Source organism: Citrobacter sp. CK198, assembly GCF_030333295.1.
Lineage (GTDB): Bacteria > Pseudomonadota > Gammaproteobacteria > Enterobacterales > Enterobacteriaceae > Citrobacter_B > Citrobacter_B koseri.
Window position 1 is genome coordinate 208,258 of record NZ_JAOWGE010000035.1, and the last position, 14,970, is coordinate 223,227.

The 14,970-nt window shown below is 54.0% G+C and carries 13 protein-coding genes; 3 read left to right on the top strand and 10 right to left on the bottom strand.

The features are described from left to right. Positions 1-33: 33 nt before the first annotated feature. The 4 genes from nhaR to dnaK form a co-directional block, all read right to left on the bottom strand. Positions 34-930: a transcriptional activator NhaR gene (gene nhaR, locus OGY62_RS18880; RefSeq protein ID WP_012134154.1), complete on the bottom strand. Its 897-nt coding sequence runs from the start codon at positions 928-930 to the stop codon at positions 34-36. Between the two features lie 67 nt (positions 931-997). Beyond that, complete coding sequence (nhaA, locus tag OGY62_RS18885) at positions 998-2,164, bottom strand: Na+/H+ antiporter NhaA (protein WP_012134155.1); 1,167 nt, start codon at positions 2,162-2,164, stop codon at positions 998-1,000. A gap of 183 nt (positions 2,165-2,347) precedes the next feature. Then, complete coding sequence (dnaJ, locus tag OGY62_RS18890; protein ID WP_286460401.1) at positions 2,348-3,469, bottom strand: molecular chaperone DnaJ; 1,122 nt, start codon at positions 3,467-3,469, stop codon at positions 2,348-2,350. An 87-nt stretch (positions 3,470-3,556) separates the two neighbouring features. Next, positions 3,557-5,473, bottom strand: a complete 1,917-nt coding sequence (gene dnaK, locus OGY62_RS18895) for a molecular chaperone DnaK (protein WP_012134158.1) — start codon at positions 5,471-5,473, stop codon at positions 3,557-3,559. 401 nt (positions 5,474-5,874) lie between these two features. Here dnaK and satP point away from each other — a divergent pair, with 401 nt between their 5' ends. Beyond that, on the top strand, positions 5,875-6,441 hold the full coding sequence (gene satP / locus OGY62_RS18900; RefSeq protein ID WP_012134160.1) for an acetate uptake transporter: 567 nt from the start codon (positions 5,875-5,877) through the stop codon (positions 6,439-6,441). A gap of 34 nt (positions 6,442-6,475) precedes the next feature. On the opposite strand, the gene OGY62_RS18905 is transcribed toward satP, so the two are convergent. From OGY62_RS18905 to tal, 3 genes are all read right to left on the bottom strand, one after another. Continuing rightward, the gene (locus OGY62_RS18905; RefSeq protein WP_012134161.1) at positions 6,476-7,783 is read right to left on the bottom strand and encodes an MFS transporter; all 1,308 of its coding nucleotides are present in this window, start codon (positions 7,781-7,783) and stop codon (positions 6,476-6,478) included. 124 nt (positions 7,784-7,907) lie between these two features. Further along, positions 7,908-8,495: a molybdopterin adenylyltransferase gene (mog, locus tag OGY62_RS18910; protein WP_012134162.1), complete on the bottom strand. Its 588-nt coding sequence runs from the start codon at positions 8,493-8,495 to the stop codon at positions 7,908-7,910. 113 nt (positions 8,496-8,608) lie between these two features. Continuing rightward, on the bottom strand, positions 8,609-9,562 hold the full coding sequence (tal, locus tag OGY62_RS18915) for a transaldolase (RefSeq protein WP_012134163.1): 954 nt from the start codon (positions 9,560-9,562) through the stop codon (positions 8,609-8,611). 285 nt (positions 9,563-9,847) lie between these two features. Between tal and OGY62_RS18920 the strand changes: the two genes are divergently transcribed. Together OGY62_RS18920 and yaaA are read left to right on the top strand one after the other, a co-directional pair. Beyond that, positions 9,848-11,278, top strand: a complete 1,431-nt coding sequence (locus OGY62_RS18920) for an alanine/glycine:cation symporter family protein (protein ID WP_275147751.1) — start codon at positions 9,848-9,850, stop codon at positions 11,276-11,278. A 77-nt stretch (positions 11,279-11,355) separates the two neighbouring features. Further along, complete coding sequence (gene yaaA, locus OGY62_RS18925; protein WP_047459033.1) at positions 11,356-12,132, top strand: peroxide stress protein YaaA; 777 nt, start codon at positions 11,356-11,358, stop codon at positions 12,130-12,132. Positions 12,133-12,230: 98 nt separating this feature from the next. On the opposite strand, the gene OGY62_RS18930 is transcribed toward yaaA, so the two are convergent. From OGY62_RS18930 to thrB, 3 genes are all read right to left on the bottom strand, one after another. Beyond that, on the bottom strand, positions 12,231-12,521 hold the full coding sequence (locus OGY62_RS18930) for a DUF2502 domain-containing protein (RefSeq protein WP_012134167.1): 291 nt from the start codon (positions 12,519-12,521) through the stop codon (positions 12,231-12,233). Positions 12,522-12,749: 228 nt separating this feature from the next. Then, entirely contained in the window at positions 12,750-14,036 is a 1,287-nt protein-coding gene (gene thrC / locus OGY62_RS18935) for a threonine synthase (RefSeq protein ID WP_049010528.1), read from the bottom strand. 3 nt (positions 14,037-14,039) lie between these two features. Further along, positions 14,040-14,969, bottom strand: a complete 930-nt coding sequence (gene thrB, locus OGY62_RS18940) for a homoserine kinase (protein WP_049010531.1) — start codon at positions 14,967-14,969, stop codon at positions 14,040-14,042. Position 14,970 lies beyond the last annotated feature (1 nt).

Sequence of the window (14,970 nt, forward strand, 5' to 3'; positions counted from 1 at the left end):
TGGCGGGCAAACGCCTTACCCGGCCTGTAGCGCTTACCCTTTGTGGCTAAATAGCGCCGAGTAATCCGCGTGACAAATGCGCTGTACGGCCGGGTGCTGAATCATCCTCTCGGCAAAAATGGCGTGATACTCTTCCATGACGTTTTCCACACGGCCAATCTCAACGATCGACTCATCGGCGTAAAAGTCATGCGCATAGAGCGTCGGCGCGACGAAAATCGCATTGTGGGTAGCGCCAAACGCTTTCATCAGCGCCGCATCATCAAACTCGCCGAGGATTTCGACATTTAAGCCCTGCGAATTAAACCAGTTTAATAATTTGCGACCGAGCATAGAGCGACGGCCAGGGATCAGCAGCCGACGCTCTTCCAGACACGCCGGGAAGGGTTTTGCAGGCAGCGGTTTCGTACACCAGAAGCTCACGCTGCATTCACCTATCTTCACCGAAAACAGCCCTTCCTGCTGAGTAGAGTCGATTGGGCAATCCGAGATAATCATATCCAGCTTATGCTGGCTAAGCTGCTCAAGCAGCATCTCATGGGTGGATTCAAAACAGCGCAAATGAATTTGTTCGTCGTCAACCACGGCCGCATCCAGCACATTGCTGACCAGACGTTTTGACAACGCATCCGCCACGCCGACATCAAACAGCAGGTTAGACTCTTTGCGATAGTTAACGATATCCAGCATTTCCTGGCTTAAGGTAAACATTTTGTCCGCATAGCGAAACACCAGTTCCCCTAATTCACTGGGCTCCAGCCCACGCCCTTTACGCTTGAATAATTTTCCCTGCAAGCGCTCCTCAAGGGCTTTGATCTGACCGGTGATGGTTTGCGGCGTCAGGTAAAGCGCTTCTGCCGCCCCGACAACGGAACCTTCTTTATACACATGCCAAAAATAATAAAGATGGTTGTAGTTAATATGAGACATGCTCACTCCTCTCCCTGATCTGTGTCGCAAGGGGGGCCACATCAGCCCCCCAACCCTCTGACCCCGCTCAGACCACCGGGCTTAAACGTGTACGCAGCCAGCTATAGCCGATCACTGCCGAAAGCAGAGAACCAATCAAAATCCCCAGCTTCGCCCAGTTAATCAGTGCCGGATCTACACTACCAAACGCCAGACTGGCGATGAAAATCGACATCGTAAAACCGATCCCGCACAGAATACCGACCGCCATTATTTGCTGAAAACGTGTTCCTTCCGGCAACTTCGCCAGTTTGAGACGCAGCGCCAGCCAGCAAAACAGGCTAATCCCCAGCGGTTTACCGATCAGCAACCCGGCAATGATTCCCAGCGGGAGTATTGAGGTCAGCCCGTCAAGCGTCACCCCCTGTAGCGAGACGCCCGCATTGGCGAAGGCGAACAGCGGCAGAATCAGATACGCCACCCACGGATGCAGCACATGTTCCAGACGCTTCGCCGGAGAACGACCATGCTTCTCCTTCAATGGGATGAAGAAGCCGACGATCACCCCGGCAAGAGTGGCATGGACACCAGATTTCAATACGGCAGTCCACAGCACCACGCCGACCAGGATATAAACCCCTGTTCGTCTGACATCACACAGGTTCAGCACGGCCAGAAGCACAATCGCAAATGCCGCAACTCCCAGCGAGACCATCGAAAGATCGCTGGTGTAGAACAGCGCAATGATCACAATCGCGCCCAGGTCGTCAATAATAGCCAGCGCCATCAGGAATATCTTCAACGCCAGCGGCACCCTGCTGCCCAGCAAGGCCAATACGCCCAGCGCAAAAGCAATATCCGTTGCCGCCGGGATCGCCCAGCCTTCGCGCGTAATCGGGTCGGAATAGTTAAAAGCCAGATAGAGCAGCGCCGGAACAATCATACCGCCAATGGCGGCAATCACCGGAAACGCCGCCTGACGTAAACTGGCAAGCGAGCCCTGCATAAGCTCGCGCTTGACCTCCAGACCAATCAGCAGGAAAAATACCGCCATTAGCGCGTCGTTGATCCACAGCAGCATATTTTTGTTGATCTCAAGCGCCCCAACCCGCAGCTGAACGGGCGTCTCCAGAAAGGCGTGATACCATCCGCTGGTGAATCCGCTGTTCGCCATCAGCATAGCCAGCACGGCGGCGATAATGAGAATGATGCCCCCGGAGGCATCACTGCTAAAAAAACGATGCAGGTGTTTCACTTTTTATTCTCTCAATATAATCAAACCTCGTGGCGTCTATCTTACCTCGCATGATCTATCGTTAAAATTAGATTATTTATGGTGAAATGTTCGGTTTTTACGAAATAAAATCATCACCGCCGACAAACAAAAAAGCCCGGGATTGTGCAATCCCGGGCTTTTTATGCAATGTGACAGCGGTGATTAACGCGTCAAATCGTCAAAGAACTTCTTCACGCCGTCGAAGAAACTCTTCGAACGCGGGCTGTTTTTCTCGCCTGTCGGGCCACCGAAGCTTTCTTGCAGATCTTTCAGCAACTGCTTCTGCTTCTCGTTCAGACCTACCGGCGTTTCGACCACAACACGGCACAGCAAATCGCCCTGTGCGCCGCCGCGTACGGATTTCACGCCTCTTCCGCGCATACGGAACAGCTTGCCGGTTTGCGTTTCGTGCGGCACTTTCAACTTCACACGGCCATCCAGCGTCGGGACTTCAATCTCACCACCTAGCGCCGCCATTGCAAAGTTAATCGGCACTTCGCAATACAGGTTGTTGCCTTCACGCTCGAAGATCGGGTGCTGCTTCACCTGCACCTGAACGTACAGATCGCCCGCTGGCGCGCCATGCTCGCCCGCTTCACCTTCGCCGGAGAGACGAATACGATCGCCTGTGTCCACACCCGCCGGAATTTTAACCGACAGGGTTTTGGTTTTCTCTACGCGGCCATGACCGTGGCATTTGTTGCACGGATCTTTAATCAGCGTACCGCGCCCCTGACAGTGCGGGCAGGTTTGCTGCACGGCGAAGAAGCCCTGACGCATCTGCACCTGACCGGAGCCATGACAGGTTGGACAGGTCTGCGGCTGAGTACCTGCTTTCGCACCGCTGCCGTGGCAAACGTCGCACTCTTCCAGCGTCGGAATACGGATCTCTTTGGTCACGCCACGTACGGCTTCTTCCAGGGTGAGATCCATGTTGTAACGTAAATCAGCACCACGCGCTGCGCGCTGACGACCACGTCCGCCGCCAAAGATATCGCCGAAAACGTCACCAAAGATATCGCTGAAGTCAGCGCCGCCGCCAAATCCACCACCGCCCTGTTCAAACGCGGCATGCCCGTACTGATCGTATGCCGCACGTTTTTGCGCATCGGTCAGAACTTCGTAGGCTTCCTTGATCTCTTTGAACTTGGCCTCGGCCTCTTTATCACCTTGGTTACGGTCCGGGTGATATTTCATGGCCAGGCGCTTGTACGCCTTTTTGATTTCACGCTCTTCCGCTGTTTTGGAAACGCCTAAAATCTCGTAATAGTCTTGCTTAGCCATCTTGTTTTTATCTGCCCCTAACATGCGTGCACGGGCGGAGAGGAACCCTCTTCGCCCGTGCCAGTATTTTACCCGTTCAAAGGGCGATTATTTTTTGTCTTTCACTTCTTCAAACTCAGCGTCGACAACATCGTCATCTTTCGCGTTGTTTGCAGAAGCGTCAGCGCCGCCAGCCTGCTGCTGTGCATGCTGCTGCTGAGCGATTTCCATCAGTTTCTGGGAAGCCTGCGCCAGTTCCTGCATTTTAGCTTCGATAGCCGCTTTGTCTTCGCCTTTCAGCGCCGTTTCCAGCGCGCTCAGTGCAGACTCGATAGCCGTTTTGTCGTCTGCTGGCAGCTGATCGCCCGCTTCTTCAACCTGCTTACGCGTGCTGTGCAGCAGATGGTCGCCCTGGTTGCGCGTCTGAACCAACTCTTCGAACTTACGGTCAGATTCTGCGTTCGCTTCAGCATCGCGAACCATTTTCTGAATTTCGTCCTCGTTCAGACCAGAAGAAGCCTTGATGGTGATCTTCTGCTCTTTACCGCTGTTTTTGTCTTTCGCGGAAACGTGCAGGATACCGTCAGCATCGATATCAAAGGTGACTTCGATCTGCGGCATACCGCGCGGCGCCGGGTTGATGCCATCCAGGTTGAACTGACCCAGAGATTTGTTATCAGACGCGCGTTTACGCTCACCCTGCAACACATGGATGGTTACCGCAGACTGGTTGTCTTCAGCGGTAGAGAACACCTGGCTGTGCTTGGTCGGGATAGTGGTGTTTTTGCTGATCAGCGCCGTCATTACGCCGCCCATGGTTTCGATACCCAGAGACAGCGGGGTAACGTCCAGCAGCAGAACGTCTTTCACATCACCGGTCAGTACGCCGCCCTGCACCGCTGCGCCGATAGCAACAGCTTCGTCCGGGTTAACGTCTTTACGCGGTTCTTTACCAAAGAACTCCGCCACTTTTTTCTGCACCATCGGCATACGCGTCTGACCACCAACGAGGATAACGTCGTTGATATCAGATACAGACAGGCCAGCATCCTGCAACGCGACTTTCAGCGGCTCGATGGAACGGTTCACCAGGTCTTCGACCAGGCTTTCCAGTTTCGCGCGAGTCACTTTGATGTTCATGTGTTTCGGACCGGTGGCATCTGCGGTGATGTACGGCAGGTTCACGTCGGTCTGCTGTGCGGAAGAAAGCTCGATTTTCGCTTTTTCTGCCGCTTCTTTCAGACGCTGCATCGCCAGCGGGTCGTTACGCAGGTCAATGCCCTGATCTTTCTTAAATTCTTCAACCAGGTAGTTAATCATACGGCTGTCGAAGTCTTCACCACCCAGGTGGGTATCACCGTTGGTTGCCAGAACTTCGAAGGTTTTTTCGCCGTCAACTTCGTCGATTTCGATAATAGAGATATCGAAAGTACCACCACCGAGGTCGTAAACCGCGATAGTACGGTTGCCGACTTCTTTATCCAGACCATAAGCCAGCGCGGCGGCGGTCGGTTCGTTGATGATACGTTTTACTTCCAGACCTGCGATACGACCGGCATCTTTCGTTGCCTGACGCTGAGCATCGTTGAAGTAAGCAGGTACGGTGATAACAGCTTCAGTTACCGGTTCGCCCAGGTAATCTTCTGCGGTTTTCTTCATTTTTTTCAGCACTTCAGCAGAGATCTGCGGCGGTGCCATTTTCTGACCTTTCACATCAAGCCATGCGTCGCCGTTATCGGCGCCGATGATTTTGTACGGCATGATGGAAACGTCACGCTGAACTTCTTCGTCCTGGAAGCGGCGGCCAATCAGGCGTTTAATCGCAAACAGGGTGTTTTGCGGGTTTGTCACTGCCTGACGTTTAGCCGGCTGACCAACCAGAGTTTCACCATCCTGGGTATAAGCAATGATAGAAGGCGTGGTGCGATCGCCCTCGGCGTTCTCCAGCACACGTGCAGTTGTGCCATCCATAATCGCTACACAAGAGTTGGTAGTACCCAGGTCGATACCAATAATTTTACCCATCTAAACGTCTCCACTAAAAATTCGGTCATCATGTGGTTGTGAATCTGTAATAAGGGCGAAACGTGCGGTTTCAACTACCCTGAATCGTTTTTTTTCAGACTCACTCACTGCGGTTGACTACAAGATGGGGTCGTAACCCACGTCATCAAGGGGGGCATGAAAAATTTTTTTTGCGAAAAACGATAATTTTCTTCACCGGGCATATGGAAAACACCTCTGCCGGCGCAACGGTTAAGCCTTTTTCTTCCGTGATCGTCATCACAAGGGGAAATATTTCATTTTCCCCCTATTAGATCATAGACAGCCTCTATTCCCCTGATTATCATGCCGCGCCCCGAATACGGTATCGGTTGTTCGGGGAAACTATTTCACCATTCGATTAATGATGATTTTGAGGAATTATGGGCAACACTAAGTTGGCTAACCCGGCTCCGCTGGGCCTGATGGGCTTCGGCATGACCACCATTCTGCTTAACCTGCACAACGCGGGTTTCTTCGCTTTAGACGGCATTATTCTGGCGATGGGCATTTTCTACGGCGGTATCGCGCAAATTTTTGCTGGCCTGCTGGAATATAAAAAAGGCAACACCTTCGGCTTAACCGCATTTACCTCTTACGGTTCTTTCTGGCTGACGCTGGTCGCGATCCTGTTAATGCCGAAAATGGGTCTGACAGAAGCGCCGAACGCGCAGTTCCTGGGCGCCTACCTGGGGCTGTGGGGCGTGTTCACACTGTTCATGTTCTTTGGCACGCTGAAAGCCGCTCGCGCACTACAGTTTGTCTTCCTGAGCCTGACCGTACTGTTCGCCCTGCTGGCCTTCGGCAACATCGCGGGTAACGAAGCGGTAATCCACGTTGCGGGTTGGATTGGCTTAGTGTGTGGCGCCAGCGCCATTTACCTGGCGATGGGCGAAGTGCTGAACGAACAGTTTGGCCGCACCATCCTGCCAATCGGTGAAGCGCACTAATCTTCCGTTATCCCCCCGACCGGGGGGATAATTTTTACAACTGTTGTAATTCTGCCTGCACATCCGCATCGCGATAATAAATATCCTGTCGCAACCAGACGCCCAACCCCAGCCCCACCAGTGACAACGCCAGCACATACCAGGCCGGTGCCATTGGCGACACGCCCATCAACATGGTGACCGCAATTGGCGTCAGGCCGCCAAAAATGGCATACGAGACGTTGTAAGAAAAAGAGATGCCGGTGAAACGCACTTCCGCCGGGAAGGCTCGCACCATTACGTACGGCACCGCGCCAACAACACCAACACACAGCCCCACCAGCCCGTATAATAAAAACAACTGCTCGGGATGCGCGCCAGACAGGTGATAGAAGATCCAGCTTGAGCAGGCCAGCAGAAAACTGCCTACAATAAAGGTTTTGCTGGCGCCAACCCGATCGACAATGAACCCTGCCAGCAGGCATCCCACGCACAGCATAATGGTCGCCACGCTATTTGCCTGTAAAGTTAACGCGGGCGCAAACCCGTACTGCTTTTGCAACCAGACCGGCGACATCAAAATCACGACGACAATGCCGGCCGATAACAACCAGGTCAGCAGCATCGAAATCGCCACCGCTTTTTTATGTTTCACCACTACCGCTTTGACGGGCAATTCCTGCGCGAGCGTTTTGCGCTGCTGCATTTCAAGGAAGATGGGCGTTTCCTGCAACCAACGACGTAAATACATCGCAATCAGACCAAATACGCCGCCGAGCAGGAAGGGAATACGCCAGCCATAATCATGCACCGCCTGCTGGGTCATACTGGTATTCACCAGCGTCGCCACGACAGAGCCAAGCAGGATACCGACCGTCAGTCCCGCAGTCAGCGTGCCGCAGGCGATGCCGATACGGCGCTCCGGCACATGTTCAGCCACAAACACCCACGCTCCCGGCACTTCGCCGCCAATCGCTGCGCCTTGCAAAATACGCATCAGCAGCAATAACAACGGCGCAAGGATGCCCATTGAGGCGTAAGTCGGCAGCAAGCCAATCGCCAGCGTTGGAACAGCCATCAATAGAATACTCAGGGTGAACATCTTCTTGCGCCCTACCAGATCGCCAAAGTGCGCCATGATAATGCCGCCCAGCGGGCGCGCCAGATAACCGGCGGCGAAGATCCCAAACGTCTGAACCTGACGAAGCCACTCAGGAATATCGGCGGGGAAAAATAGTTCGCCCACAACCGCTGCGAAGAAAACAAAGATGATGAAGTCGTAAAACTCGAGCGCGCCGCCGAGAGCGGCAAGTGAAAGAGTCTTATAATCCTGGCGATTCAGAGGTCGTGTGTGTCGTGACATAGCAAACCATGAGTCAGTGGAGTTATTGAGGGCGCTTATCGATATGTGTAAATCAAAAATTACTATATCGTAAACAATTCAATACTCCACCACCTGCGTAATTTATGTCACAGAAAGGCCAACTTCAGGCGTTTATGTCGCGTCTGGCATTTTTCGGGCGGAAAGATGCTACCACTTCCGCTGCGGTTTCCACATAAGGCCCTTCAAGCAACTGTACACAATACGGTACGCTTGCGAAAATTCCCGGCACGACAACCTTACCCTCGGCATCTTTCACCCCTTCCAGGGTCTCTTTGATGGATTTTGGCTGCCCCGGTAAGTTCAGGATCAGCGCCTGCTTACGGATCACACCAACCTGGCGGGAAAGGATCGCCGTAGGAACAAAGTGCAGGCTGATCTGGCGCATCTGCTCGCCAAAGCCGGGCATTTCTCTGTCGGCGACGGCCAGAGTCGCGTCAGGCGTGACATCACGACGCGCTGGCCCCGTACCGCCCGTCGTCAGTACCAGGTGACAGCTCATTTCATCCACCAGCTCACACAGCGTTTGCTCAATGATCGCCTGCTCATCCGGGATCAGTCGGGTTTGCACGTCAAAAGGGGTAGTCAGCGCGGAGGCCAGCCACTCTTCAAGAGCAGGAATGCCTTTATCCTGGTATACGCCGCTGGACGCGCGGTCAGAAATGGAAACTAAACCAATACGTAAGGTGTTCATGATTATTCCGTCTAAACAGTCTCGTTAAACAGAATGATACACTGCAAAGGGAAGGACAGACAGGTTTCAGAAGAGGTAGCGTGACCAGAAACCTGTCTGGTCACGCCGAATGATTACAGCAGATCGCCGATCATTTTTTCCAGTTTTTCCTGGTCAATAGCAAACTTACGGATACCGTCCGCCAGTTTGTCTACCGCCATCGGGTCCTGGTTGTGCTGCCACAGGAACTCAGACTCGGTGATGCGTTCTGGACGCGCTTTCACTTCGCCAGAGAAGGACAGTTTACGTTCGATAGCGCCTTCGCTTTCCGCCAGCTCTTTCAGCAGCGCCGGAGCGATGGTCAGACGATCGCAACCCGCCAGCTCCAGAATTTCGCCGACGTTGCGGAAGCTCGCACCCATCACCACTGTCTCATAACCGTGCTGTTTGTAGTATTCGTAGATTTCCGTAACGGAAACCACGCCCGGATCTTCTGCCGGAGCGTACTCTTTCTTGTCGGTATTGGCTTTGTACCAGTCAAGAATACGGCCCACGAACGGAGAGATCAGGTATACGCCCGCTTCCGCACAAGCACGCGCCTGCGCGAAGGAGAACAGCAGAGTCAGGTTACAGTTGATACCTTCCTTTTCCAGCTGTTCAGCAGCACGAATCCCCTGCCAGGTAGACGCCAGTTTGATCAGGATGCGATCGTTGCTGATGCCCGCGTCATTGTAGAGCTTGATGATGCGTTTTGCTTTGGCGATAGACGCGTCGGTGTCGTAGGACAGACGAGCGTCAACTTCGGTGGAGATACGGCCCGGAACCAGTTTCAGGATCTCCAGACCAATGTTCACCGCCAGCTTGTCGGCCGCGTCAACAATCTGCTGCGCGCGATCGCTGCTCTGCTGTTTCGCCCAGGCAACGGCATCGTCAATCAGCTTACGGTATTCCGGGATCTGTGCTGCGTTAAGAATGAGAGAAGGGTTGGTTGTGGCATCCTGCGGCTGGTACAGCTTCATTGCCGCGATGTCTCCGGTGTCGGCCACCACGGTGGTGAACTGACGAAGGGAGGTCAATTTGTCCGTCATGATAGTGTTTCTCTTTAAACAGCTTGTTAGGGGGATGTAACCGGTCTGCCTTGATGATAACACGACGCACTCACAGCGCAACCGCAGACAATGCGGTTATCCCACTCCCCTCTTTGTTTGCCCCTTTTCGGCCCCTCGCCAGGGCTGCGCGCAATTAAAGGATATTGCCATATAGTATGGTAGACTCCCCCCATTCAATAGCCTGACAGGGTCTATACTGTTCGTGAATTGGTAACGCTTACACTGGAACCCAAAAGCGTACCGGCATCAACAAGAGGGATGTTAATGCCTGATTTCTTCGCCTTTATTAATGAAATACTCTGGGGATCGGTAATGATCTACCTCCTGCTTGGTGCAGGTTTTTGGTTTACTTACCGTACCGGATTCGTTCAGTTTCGCTATATCCGCCAGTTTGGCAAAAGTCTTAAAAACAGCATACATCCCCAGCCGGGCGGGCTAACGTCATTTCAGGCGCTGTGTACCAGCCTTGCCGCGCGTATTGGCAGCGGTAACCTGGCAGGCGTTGCGTTGGCTATCGCCGCAGGCGGGCCAGGCGCCGTATTCTGGATGTGGGTATCTGCGCTTATCGGCATGGCGACCTCGTTTGCCGAATGCTCTCTGGCCCAGCTCTACAAAGAGCGCGACAGCACAGGACAGTATCGCGGCGGCCCGGCATGGTATATGGCGCGTGGTCTGGGTATGCGCTGGATGGGCGTTCTCTTCGCGATTTTCTTACTCATTGCGTATGGTCTGATTTTTAATAGCGTACAGGCGAACTCCGTCTCGCGGGCGCTCGCTTTTGCCTTTGACATACCGCCCATTATCTCCGGTATCGTGCTGGCGCTGGCGGCCTTTTTTGTCATCGTTCGCGGCATTAAAGATGTCGCAAAACTCATGCAATGGTTCGTCCCTGCAATGGCTCTTCTGTGGACGCTCACCGGTTTAGTGATTTGCCTCTGGCACATTGAACAGTTGCCCGACATTATCGCATCGATTGTGAAAAGCGCATTCGGCTGGCAGGAAGCCACTGCCGGGGCGGCCGGATATACGCTCAGCCAGGCGATTACCAGCGGTTTCCAGCGCGGCATGTTCTCCAACGAAGCGGGAATGGGTTCTGCGCCTAACATTGCGGCCGCCGCCTCATCCTGGCCGCCGCACCCTGCCGCGCAGGGAATTGTGCAGATGATCGGCGTCTTTACCGATACCATTATTATCTGCACCGCCAGCGCAATGATTATTCTGCTGGCAGGCAATGGCGCCTCGCATATGCCAACGGAAGGCATCCAGCTGGTGCAACAGGCAATGATTTCACTAACCGGCGAATGGGGCGCAAGCCTTGTCGCGTTTATTGTGGTGTTGTTCGCCTTCAGCTCGATTGTCGCCAACTACGTTTACGCCGAAAATAACCTGATTTTTCTGCGTCTGGACAGTCTGCGAATGCGCTGGGCGCTGCGTATTATCACCGTCGGGATGGTCGTGGCGGGCACGTTACTCAGCTTTCCGCTCGTCTGGCAGTTGGCCGACATTATTATGGCCTGTATGGCCATCACCAACCTGACGGCGATTCTGCTGCTCTCGCCGGTGGTGCATACGATCGCCAGCGACTATCTACGACAGCGTAAGCTCGGCGTACAACCCGTGTTCGACCCGTTCCGCTACCCTGAAATTGAGCAGCAACTGGCGCCGGATACATGGGATGAGTTGCCGCGTCACTAGCGCGGCAATCACAACCATCGATCAAATCGGTCGGTTTTTTTGCTAAAGTCGCAGTAAATTTCCTGCAAGGACTGGATATGCTGATTCTGATTTCACCTGCAAAAACGCTCGATTACCAAAGCCCGCTGGCCACGACGCGCTATACGCGGCCTGAACTGCTGGATTACTCCCAGCAGTTGATCCGCGAGGCGCGCAAGCTCTCGGCGCCGCAGATTGGCAAGCTGATGGGCATTAGCGACAAACTGGCCGATCTGAATGCCACCCGTTTTCATGACTGGCAGCCTGACTTCTCCCCTGAAAACGCCCGCCAGGCGATTCTGGCGTTTAAAGGCGACGTCTATACCGGACTACAAGCGGAAACGTTCAGCGAAGCCGATTTTGATTTCGCGCAGCAGCATTTGCGTATGCTTTCCGGGTTGTACGGCGTCCTGCGTCCGCTGGATCTGATGCAGCCTTACCGTCTGGAGATGGGCATTCGCCTTGAGAACGCCAAAGGGAAAGACCTTTATCAGTTCTGGGGCGATGTGATTACCGATAAGCTGAACGAAGCGCTGGCTGCGCAAGGCGATAAAATCGTCATCAACCTGGCCTCGGATGAATATTATAAATCCGTGAAGCCGAAGCAGCTGAATGCGGAGGTTATCAAGCCCGTGTTCCTTGACGAGAAAAACGGCAAATTCAAAGTTATCAGCTTCTACGCCAAAAAAGCGCGCGGCCTGATGAGCCGTTACATCATTGAAAACCGGCTGACGAAGCCGGAACAGCTCACCGCATTTAACAGCGAAGGCTATTTCTATGATGAGCAAGCGTCAGGAAAAGGCGAACTGGTGTTTAAACGCCACGAGCAAAACTGATGCCCTGAAGCGCAGGCCGGATAAGACGCCTTTTGTCACTATCCGGCGCTAAAACCGCATAACTGCCTGATAGCGCTACGCTTATCAGGCCTGCGTACTTAATGACGGTGGTCGTCGCGGCGATCATCATGACGATGCTCGTCATGCTTATTATGATGCGGTTGCGGACGTGGTCCATGCGGCTGCCAGCGATTTTCTCGCCACTCATAATGCTTCTGCCACCAGCCGTGGTCGCGCCAGTGACCGCCATCCCAGTAATTACCGTGGTTATCGCGATCGCCAATCTGAAGTTTAACTGCCGGTACGAGAGTAATTTCGGCAGCCTGTGCTGCGAGGGGAGCCACCAGCATCATGGAAAGTGCAAGAAGCACGGGTTTCAACTTGTTCATGAGGTACTCCTTTTTACCATTGCCCGATTTGGGTCGATGAAAGGAGATTACTTGATGAGAACGCGGGTTGTTATTCTCTGCAATCCTAATCTCTAAGTTACCGCATTTATTGAGAATTACTCCTTTTTACCTGCTAAATTTCTCCTTATTTTCTCCATAAAAAAGCCGGATGGCGGCTAACGCCTTATCCGGCCTACAATAGCCCCGAAGCGCCACCGGGCACAACCGTTAGCCGCGTGTCATCATCAGCTTACGCAATTCGGCAAAATCGGCAGGCAGATTATGCGAGAGCAGCGGCAGATCGGCACGATCCGCCAGCTCTTTTGGCAGATCCAATGTTTCACCAAGAATCGCCTCCACACTCTCTTTGAATTTCGCCGGATGCGCAGTCCCGAGGAACAAGCCATACTCCCCCGGGTGCAGTTGATCACGCAGCGCGCGGTACGCCACGGCAGCGTGCGGTTCAGAGGTATAACCTGCCGCTTTCAGTTCGCGCATGGTCTCCTGCGTCGTCTCATCGTCAACCGCAGCGTAGCCCAGCTCCGTCAGACGCCAGATTTTACGGCGGAACAGCTCTTCCACACGCGGCCAGTTATTGGGCTGGCTGACATCCATCGCGTTCGACAAGGTAGCCTGCGTCGCTTTCGGCGACCACTGCCCCTCTTTCAGGAAGCGCGGCACCGTATCGTTGACGTTAGTGGCGGCGATAAAGCGTTTCACCGGCAGGCCGAGCGACTTCGCCAACAGCCCCGCCGTCAGGTCGCCAAAGTTACCGCTGGGCACGGAAATCACTAACTGATTACGCGCGTCCTGCGGCAGTTGAGCGACCGCTTCAAAGTAATAGCAAATCTGCGCCAGCAGACGGCTGATGTTGATGGAGTTCGCCGAATTCAGCCCCAGCGCCGCCTTCAGTTCTTCATCATCAAACGCCTGTTTTACCAGCGCCTGGCAGGCATCGAAATCACCGTCAATCGCAACCGTTTCGATGTTGCCGCCCAGCGTACAGAACAGTTTTTCCTGCAACGGGCTGATCTTGCCGCGTGGGTAGAGGATCACGACGCGTACATTTTTCAGGCCATAGAATGCGTGAGCAACTGCCGCGCCGGTATCGCCAGAGGTCGCTGTCAGGATAGTCACCGGTTTGTCGCCGCTGATGTGCGTCAGCATTTGCGCCATAAAGCGACCGCCAAAATCCTTAAAGGCCAGCGTCGGGCCGTGGAACAACTCCAGGCACCCGACATCGCCTTCCACCTGACGCACCGGCGCCGGAAAAGCGAATGCCTTGCGAACGCGCTCTTCTAAGATTTCCTGCGGGATCTCATCCCCGATAAACGCGGAAAGGATCTTTGCGCTACGACTCACAAAGTCCTGATTCAGCATCTCATCAACTTCAGTCAGGCTAAATTCCGGCAGGTCGTGCGGGAAAAAGAGTCCCTGATTCTTGCCAAGTCCCTGCGTAACGGCCTGCGCAAAGCTGACCTGCTCATTATGATCTTTCAGATTGTAGAGTTTCATTGTTTATCCCAGTACTCGTGCGCCCGCCGTATCCAGCTGACAAATATGAACAAAGCCTTCCTGATTTTGCAGGTAATTTTTACCCAGCCAGTCTGCTACGCGCTGCGCCGTATCCGGCTTATCACAGAGCGCAAAAAGCGTCGGCCCGGACCCGGAAATACCGCTGGCCAGCGCGCCAATTTCCACCACCGCCTGACGCGCCTGGCTGAAGCCCGGCAGCAGACGAGCGCGGTACGGTTCGGCAATCACATCCTTCATCAGCTTCGCAGCAAGCTGCGGCTGACGGGAATAGCAGGCATGAATAAACCCGGCCAGATGCCGCCCGTGGGCAATACAGTCCTGACGGCGATACTGCGCGGGTAAAATCGCCCGCGCTTCAGCCGTCGAAACGTTAATCCCCGGATAGGCCAGTACCCACAGCCACTCATCAAATCCTGGCACCTGCTGGCTGATAATGCCGTTTTCTTCGATCATCAACTGCATGCCGCCGAGAAAGCACGGCGCGACGTTATCGTAATGAATGCTGCCAGAGATACGCCCTTCCAGTTCCCCCATGATCGCCAGCAGACGCGTGTCGTTCAGCGGTTTGCCACAGAACTCATTCATCGCCACCAGCGCGGCGACCACGGAACAGGCGCTGGACCCTAACCCGGAACCAATCGGCATGTTCTTTTCCAGCGTCATCGCCACCGGAATCTGTTTACCTAACTCCTGGCAAAAACGCTCCCAGCACTGATAAACGATATTTTCACGCGGCGCTGACGGCAGCTTGTCGGCAAAACGCCCTAAATTATTCAGCGTGAAGCTTTCTGCCGCATCCACCGAGACCACATCGCCCAGCAGTGAGCCATCAACCGGCGTGACGGCCGCCCCAAGCACATCAAATCCGACGCTCATATTGGCACTGGAAGCCGGAGCATAGACTTTCACCATT

Bases quoted from the DNA above. Each gene is read 5' to 3' on its own strand.
- dnaK (WP_012134158.1), bottom strand. From the start codon at position 5,473: ATGGGTAAAATTATTGGTATCGACCTGGGTACTACCAACTCTTGTGTA.
- dnaJ (WP_286460401.1), bottom strand. From the start codon at position 3,469: ATGGCTAAGCAAGACTATTACGAGATTTTAGGCGTTTCCAAAACAGCG.
- OGY62_RS18905 (WP_012134161.1), bottom strand. From the start codon at position 7,783: ATGTCACGACACACACGACCTCTGAATCGCCAGGATTATAAGACTCTT.
- tal (WP_012134163.1), bottom strand. From the start codon at position 9,562: ATGACGGACAAATTGACCTCCCTTCGTCAGTTCACCACCGTGGTGGCC.
- yaaA (WP_047459033.1), top strand. From the start codon at position 11,356: ATGCTGATTCTGATTTCACCTGCAAAAACGCTCGATTACCAAAGCCCG.
- thrC (WP_049010528.1), bottom strand. From the start codon at position 14,036: ATGAAACTCTACAATCTGAAAGATCATAATGAGCAGGTCAGCTTTGCG.
- OGY62_RS18920 (WP_275147751.1), top strand. From the start codon at position 9,848: ATGCCTGATTTCTTCGCCTTTATTAATGAAATACTCTGGGGATCGGTA.
- OGY62_RS18930 (WP_012134167.1), bottom strand. From the start codon at position 12,521: ATGAACAAGTTGAAACCCGTGCTTCTTGCACTTTCCATGATGCTGGTG.
- nhaR (WP_012134154.1), bottom strand. From the start codon at position 930: ATGTCTCATATTAACTACAACCATCTTTATTATTTTTGGCATGTGTAT.
- satP (WP_012134160.1), top strand. From the start codon at position 5,875: ATGGGCAACACTAAGTTGGCTAACCCGGCTCCGCTGGGCCTGATGGGC.
- thrB (WP_049010531.1), bottom strand. From the start codon at position 14,969: ATGGTGAAAGTCTATGCTCCGGCTTCCAGTGCCAATATGAGCGTCGGA.
- mog (WP_012134162.1), bottom strand. From the start codon at position 8,495: ATGAACACCTTACGTATTGGTTTAGTTTCCATTTCTGACCGCGCGTCC.